Here is a 6,625-nt window from a genome sequence, read left to right on the forward strand (position 1 = left end):
AAAAAGACCGGGTACAAAAACGTTACGGTCATCAAATAAAACGGCCGTCCCCAATTTTAATTGAAAACGGCTGTTTGGGATCTGGTAGCCTCGTCAAGAATCGAACTTGAATCTGGAGCTTCGGAAACTCTTATACTATCCATTGTACTACGAGGCCATAAAACTCGCGCAAATCTACATTTTCTAATGTACAATCCCAAATCACTTTAAAGATTGATATTACTTTTAAAGATTTTCACTGCAATAGCCAGCAGGATCACGCCGAAAAATTTGCGCAATACCATCAGCCCGGCCTTGCCCAGCAAGCGTTCTATATAATTCAGTGAGCGGAGCACAATGTATACGATCAGCAGGTTTAAACAGATGCCCGCCAGGATATTGTACTGCCCGAAGTCGGCTTTGAGCGACATAATGGTGGTCAGGGTACCCGATCCGGCTATCAGCGGAAAGGCAATAGGCACTACGCTGCCGGCTTTGGCGTCCGGATCTGTTTTGAAGAACTCCAGCCCCAGGATCATTTCCAGCCCGATCACGAATATTACGATAGAACCCGCCACCGCAAAGGAATGTACATCCACGCTCAATAATTTCAGGAAGGGCTCTCCCACCAGCAGGAACAGGATCATCAGGAAACCGGAGGCCAGCGTTGCCTTACCGGCGTCTATATGGCCGAGCTTCTCTTTCAGGGATACCAGCACAGGAACGGATCCTACAATATCGATCACCGCAAATAACGTAAAGGTAATAGCCAGGATTTGGTCAAAGCTGAACATGAATGCTATTTTGTGTAAATATAGGGAGAATGAGGAACGTTTCATCCCACCCTCTTTTCTGCTTATATTTGTTTTAATTACGTTTTATATGACAGAGGATATCATCATTCAGATCAGCAATAAGATCAAGGAAAAGCGAAAGGCCAAAGGAATAACCATCCAGGAACTGGCGGACAGGGCAGAAGTGAGCAAAGGACTGATATCCCAGATAGAAAACAACAGAACTGTACCCTCCCTGCTGGTACTTATCAATATCATTAAAGCCCTCCGGCTGGATATGAACGAATTCTTCAACGAAATCGACCAGCAAACACAGAGTGCCAAGGTCATCATCAAGCAAAAAGCCTCCTACCAGGAATTTGAAAAAGAGCCAGCCAAAGGATTTGTTTATAAAAGAGTGCTCACCAAAAATGTAAAGAATTTCCCGGTAGATATCGTACTGCTGGAACTGAAAAAAGGCGCCCACCGCTCGCAAACCGTAAAAACAGATGCCTACGAGTATAAGTATATTATTAAAGGCACCGTTGAATACCTGATCGACAACGAAAAATATATTCTCGAAGAAGGAGACTCCCTCTTCTTCGACGGCCGGTTAGGCCATAAACCCCGCAACATAGGCCAGGAAAATGCACAGATCCTGGTAGTATATTTCTTCCTCGGGAACGAGAAATAAAGGTTACAAATACTTAACATTGAATTTAGTATAACTTAACATTCCGGTCACATAGGATCTTAAACTTTGCATGTAAACATTTTACCCAAACCTACTTTTACATGCAATCAAATCTACAACGGGCGCTCAAAAGGCAGCTATGCGCCATGCTATTGCTGCTGTTCGCCACCCTATCTGTACATGCCCAGCAGGCAATTACGGGAAAAGTTATTGCGGGCGACGACCGCCAGCCGGTGATCGGGGCCACCGTTAAGGTAAAAGGAGCCAACCGCGGCGCTGTTACCGACGCTACCGGCAGCTTTGCTATCTCCGCAACCGGTACCGATGTGCTCCAGGTAAGCTTTATTGGCTTCCTGCCGCAGGAATACCCCCTGAAAGGAGCATCAGACGTTACTATCGAGCTTCAGCCAGATAAAAAAGCGCTGGATGAAGTAGTGGTAACGGCATTGGGTATACGAAAAGAAGTAAAGAAAGTAGGCTATGCGGTACAGGAAGTAAAAGGGGCAGACCTGATAAAAGCCAGGGAACCTAACCCGGTAAACGGGTTGGTAGGTAAAGTGGCCGGTCTTACCGTTGGCGCTTCTGCTGAACTGCTGTCGGCCCCGCTCGTACTGCTCCGCGGCAACAATATTAGTTTGTATGTGGTAGATGGGGTACCCATTAACTCCGATACCTGGAATATTTCGCCCGATGATATCGAAAGCTATACCGTTCTGAAAGGCGTGACTGCCTCCGCCTTGTATGGCTCCCGTGGCCTTAACGGCGCCATCATGATCACCACTAAAAAAGGAACAAAAGATACACGCGGCCTTTCTATTGATTTTAACTCCAGTACCATGTTCGAAAAAGGATTCAATGCCATCCCCAAAGTACAGGATGAATACGGTCCCGGCGATCATGGTAAATATGCTTTTGTAGATGGTAAAGGTGGTGGAACCAACGATGGTGACTACGATATATGGGGACCTAAGTTCGAAGGACAGCTCATCCCCCAGTACGATAGCCCCGTAGATCCGGCCACCGGCAAACGCACCGGCACGCCCTGGATTGCACGCGGCAAAAATAACCTGCAGCGCTTCCTGCAAACCGGTTTGCTGAGCACCAACAACATCGCCGTATCTTCCCATACAGAGAAAGCCGATCTGCGCTTCTCCCTGTCCCATTCCTACCAGAAAGGAATTGTGCCTAACACGTCGCTGAACATCACCAACTTCAATATCTCCGCAGGTTATAACTTCAACTCCAGGTTAAGACTGGATGCTTACATGAACTATAACCGCCAGTATTCAAATAATTTCCCGGATGTAACCTATGGCCCCAACAGCCTTATTTACAACACGCTCATATGGGCGGGCGCAGATTGGAGCATGGACGATATGCGCAACTATTGGCAGCCGGGTAAAGAAGGGATACAGTCTATTTATGCGGAATACCAACGCTATCATAACCCCTGGTTCATGACCTACGAATGGCTACGCGGCCATTATAAAACAGACATCAATGGTTATGCAAAACTGAACTATAAAATCAACGATAAACTGGAACTGCTGGCCCGCACGCAGATCACTTCGTACGACCTGATGAGGAATGAGAAAGTTCCTTTCTCCGCTCACCCTTACGGCCGTGAAGAAGGCAAAGGCGACTACCGGGAAGACAAACGCAGCATGTTTGAAAATAACACGGATGTATTGTTGTCTTACACCAACACTTTCCGCAAGATCGGTATCCACGCCTCTGTAGGTGGTAATGCACGTTCTTACCGGTATAACTCCAGCTATGTTTCAACCGGTTACCTGAATGCACCGGGATGGTATGGATTTGCCAATAGCCGCGACCCGTTGTTTGCCACTAACTACTACGCGCCTATGCTGGTATTGAGCGCTTATGGGTATTTGGATATTGACCTGGGGAAGTATGCAACGGTTTCCCTGACCAACCGTATAGACAAAGCCTCTAACCTGCCTATCCAGAACAACGTTTATTCCTACCCGTCTGTGGCAGTGAGCACTGTATTGTCTGACTACATACAGCTGCCGGAAGCAGTGTCTTTCCTGAAACTGCGGGGCTCCTATGCCAACGTAAAAGGAGGCTTTACACAGGCTACCATTGGCGCTACGCCACTGGCTACTTACCCGCTGGGATATGGCTCTGAATACCAGTCGTCTTACGATGGCCCTATCTATAATACTTCTTTCTACAATGTTTCACCGGTATACCAGAACCAGGCAGGCGCTTATATTTCACAAACCATTGCCAACCCCGATCTGAAGCCTTTTGCCAGTAAAGCGTTAGAAGCCGGTATAGATATCCGCTTCCTGAAAAATCGTATAGGCATCGACGGTACCTATTTCACCAGCCAGAACGGCCCGCAGATCTACGATGTAATTATTCCCAGCGCTACCGGTTATGCTAAGAACCGTATCAATGGTGTAAACACCCGTAAAACCGGTTACGAGGTAACTCTGAATGGCAGCCCGCTCAGGAACCCCAATGGCCTTAACTGGAATATCACCGCCAACTGGTCTACTTTTCAGGAGAAATATACGAAGATCTATGATGGGGAAGATAAGCTGAATGCCTTTGTAGGCGTGGGCGACCGGGTAGATAAGATCTACGGTACCAAATTCGTGAGAACTGCCGACGGACAGATCATAAACGGATCGGATGGCCGCCCGGTGGTGAATCCAACCCAACAGTTTCTCGGAAACGCCAGCGCCGACTGGGTTTGGGGCGTGAACAACAGCTTCAGCTATAAAGGTATCAGTCTTAGTTTCCAGTTCGATGGCCGCGTTGGCGGTAATATGATCGACTATATACAGCAGCAAACCTTCCGCGGCGGACGTAACATCCTTACCACGGAGGGCGCCATGGGAGAGGCCCGCTACCAGGATTACAAAGGCGTGAAATCCTACCTGGGCCAGGGTGTAGTGGTAAGCAACAACGTACCTATCCAGTACGATAATAACGGTAATGTAACCAACTACGATAAACTGCAGTATGAACCTAATACTACCAAAACATTCCTGCAGGATTATATCAGCGTGTACTACAGAACCAATGAAGCCAACCTGATCAGTAAAACATTTGCAAAACTACGCGAGGTGACCATAGGCTACGCTTTGCCGCAAACCATACTGAGAGGAACTTTCATCAGATCGGCCAATATCTCCTTCGTTGGCAGGAACCTGCTCTATTTTGCAAAGAATAAGGATGTGGACCTGGATCAATACCCGGGTGCGGACCAGGGCTCTTCTACGCTCCAGACGCCTACTACGAAGAGATACGGCTTTAACATCAACCTCAGCTTCTGATCTGTCACTTTAAAACAATGTATTGTATGAAATCTTTCAAAATATTAACCTTCATTGCTTTAACAGGTGCTGTGATCAGTAGCTGTAACAAGAAGTATGATGATTACGCCATTAATACCAACAAACCATCGCAAACTCCGCCCAGTCTTGTATTAGGTGGCGTGCTGGCTGATATGAATTCAGACAAGCCCTGGAGCAATGTAATGCGCTGGAACCAGTTCGACTGCTGTAATTATAACTATTATGGCGATCAGCGTTACGATTGGGGAGGAGCAGACCTGAACAGCTACTTCAGTATGACGAATGTACAGCAAATGGAAAAGGAAGCCAGCCGTTTAGGCGGACAGGCAGTGAATCCATATACTGCATTAGGTAAGTTTTTCCGTGCCTGGTTCTTTTATCGCATGACCAACCTGGTGGGCGATCTGCCAATGAAGAACGCATTGCAGGGTAAAGAAAATCTGACGCCGGTGTATGATGAACAAAAACAGGTATTTGTGCAGATCCTGCAATGGCTGGAAGAAGCCAATACCCAGCTGGGGCAACAGATCGCCAATCCCGATAAAAGCAATACCGCAGAAGGCCAGCTGCTGAAAGGCGATTTTTATTATGGAAATGACCTGGGCAAATGGCAACGCGCTGTGAATACCTTCCGTTTGCGGGTGCTCATTACCCTGAGTAAAAAAACAGCGGATGCAGATCTGAAAGTAGCACAGCAGTTCAAGGATATCGTTAGTAATCCTGCCAAATATCCGCTGATTGAATCTCCTGATCAGAACCTGCAGTTTATTTACAATAACATCAACAAGTATCCGTCTAACCCCGACAACCTGGGCTTTGACGCTACCAGGTATAATATGTCGGCTACCTACCTGAATACGCTGGTATCACTCAATGATCCGCGGGCTTATATTACCGCAGAACCGGCAACAGAGCAGGTGAATAAGCTGCATAAATCACCGGCAGATATTACTGCTTATGTAGGTGCAGCTTCCGGTGAAAGTTTGGATAATATGTCGTCCAAAATGTCGAATGTGGATACTGCCGTATATTCAGTGCGTAGCCGCAGCCGTTACTACAGCAGCTATGCAGCCGAGCCGGGCATACTACTTGGCTTCCCTGAACTATGCTTTAACATGGCCGAAGCGGCCAACCGTGGCTGGATTGAGGCTGATGCGGAAGCCTGGTATAAAAAAGGTATCAAGGCATCTCTAGGTTTTTACAGCATCCCGGCAGAGGCAGCAGGTACTGTTACAAAAACGTATAATGGTAAGCGTTATGAAGTGCCGTTTGATTTTGAGAACAGCTATTACAAACAGACCAGTGTGAAATACAAAGGCAATAATGCACAGGGGCTTGCACAGATCCTCACACAGAAGTACCTGGCATTCTTTGAAAATTCCGGCTGGGAGGCATACATTAACTGGAGAAGAACGGGTGTGCCTACTTTCAGTGTAGGCGCCGGTACCGGCAACAGTGGCGTTATCCCCAAACGCTTCAAGTATCCCGATTCCGACCGCTCTTCCAACACCATCAACTGGACTGCTGCCCTGAAAAGCCAGTTCGGCGGCACTACAGACGATATCAATGCGGACATGTGGCTGCTGAAGTAGTGCGCTTGTGGCCTTCGGCCACTGAAATTGTCTTGGAGCAGGATTAGGATGATTACGCTGATTACACTGATTTTCCTGCCGTTTGTTGTTTGGATTATGGTGCGGTTGAATAGGGCGAATGGTGGCCTTCGGCCACTAAGATTGTCTTGGGGCAGGATTAGGATGATTACGCTGATTACACTGATTTTTTTAGAGAGAAGAAGAAGGAATTATTTCTTTCTTCTTCTTTTTTATATAGATAAATCAGGTAATAAT

General features: G+C 47.1%; 4 protein-coding genes and 1 tRNA gene. 3 read left to right on the top strand and 2 right to left on the bottom strand.

The features are described 5' to 3' along the window. Nucleotides 1-82: 82 nt before the first annotated feature. Both VIM72_RS09360 and VIM72_RS09365 read right to left on the bottom strand, forming a co-directional pair. A tRNA-Arg gene (locus VIM72_RS09360) sits at nt 83-157 on the bottom strand. Between the two features lie 49 nt (nt 158-206). After that, nucleotides 207-773 carry a MarC family protein gene (locus tag VIM72_RS09365; RefSeq protein ID WP_332002573.1) on the bottom strand — a complete coding sequence of 189 codons (567 nt, stop codon included), beginning with the start codon at nt 771-773 and terminating at the stop codon, nt 207-209. An 88-nt stretch (nt 774-861) separates the two neighbouring features. On the opposite strand from VIM72_RS09365, the gene VIM72_RS09370 reads away from it, so the two are divergent. The 3 genes from VIM72_RS09370 (at nt 862) to VIM72_RS09380 (ending at nt 6,370) form a co-directional block, all read left to right on the top strand. Then, nucleotides 862-1,446 (top strand): XRE family transcriptional regulator, encoded by a 585-nt coding sequence (locus VIM72_RS09370; RefSeq protein WP_332002574.1) that lies wholly within the window; start codon nt 862-864, stop codon nt 1,444-1,446. Nucleotides 1,447-1,547: 101 nt separating this feature from the next. Beyond that, the gene (locus VIM72_RS09375) at nt 1,548-4,757 is read left to right on the top strand and encodes a SusC/RagA family TonB-linked outer membrane protein (protein WP_332002575.1); all 3,210 of its coding nucleotides are present in this window, start codon (nt 1,548-1,550) and stop codon (nt 4,755-4,757) included. 26 nt (nt 4,758-4,783) lie between these two features. Continuing rightward, nucleotides 4,784-6,370 carry a SusD/RagB family nutrient-binding outer membrane lipoprotein gene (locus tag VIM72_RS09380; protein ID WP_332002576.1) on the top strand — a complete coding sequence of 529 codons (1,587 nt, stop codon included), beginning with the start codon at nt 4,784-4,786 and terminating at the stop codon, nt 6,368-6,370. The last annotated feature ends 255 nt before the right edge of the window (nt 6,371-6,625 follow it).

It is taken from the genome of Chitinophaga sp. (assembly GCF_036569185.1).
Classification (GTDB): domain Bacteria; phylum Bacteroidota; class Bacteroidia; order Chitinophagales; family Chitinophagaceae; genus Chitinophaga.

Excerpts from the sequence above, each read along its gene's own strand:
- VIM72_RS09365 (WP_332002573.1), bottom strand. The coding sequence starts at position 773 with ATGTTCAGCTTTGACCAAATCCTGGCTATTACCTTTACGTTATTTGCG.
- VIM72_RS09370 (WP_332002574.1), top strand. The coding sequence starts at position 862 with ATGACAGAGGATATCATCATTCAGATCAGCAATAAGATCAAGGAAAAG.
- VIM72_RS09375 (WP_332002575.1), top strand. The coding sequence starts at position 1,548 with ATGCAATCAAATCTACAACGGGCGCTCAAAAGGCAGCTATGCGCCATG.
- VIM72_RS09380 (WP_332002576.1), top strand. The coding sequence starts at position 4,784 with ATGAAATCTTTCAAAATATTAACCTTCATTGCTTTAACAGGTGCTGTG.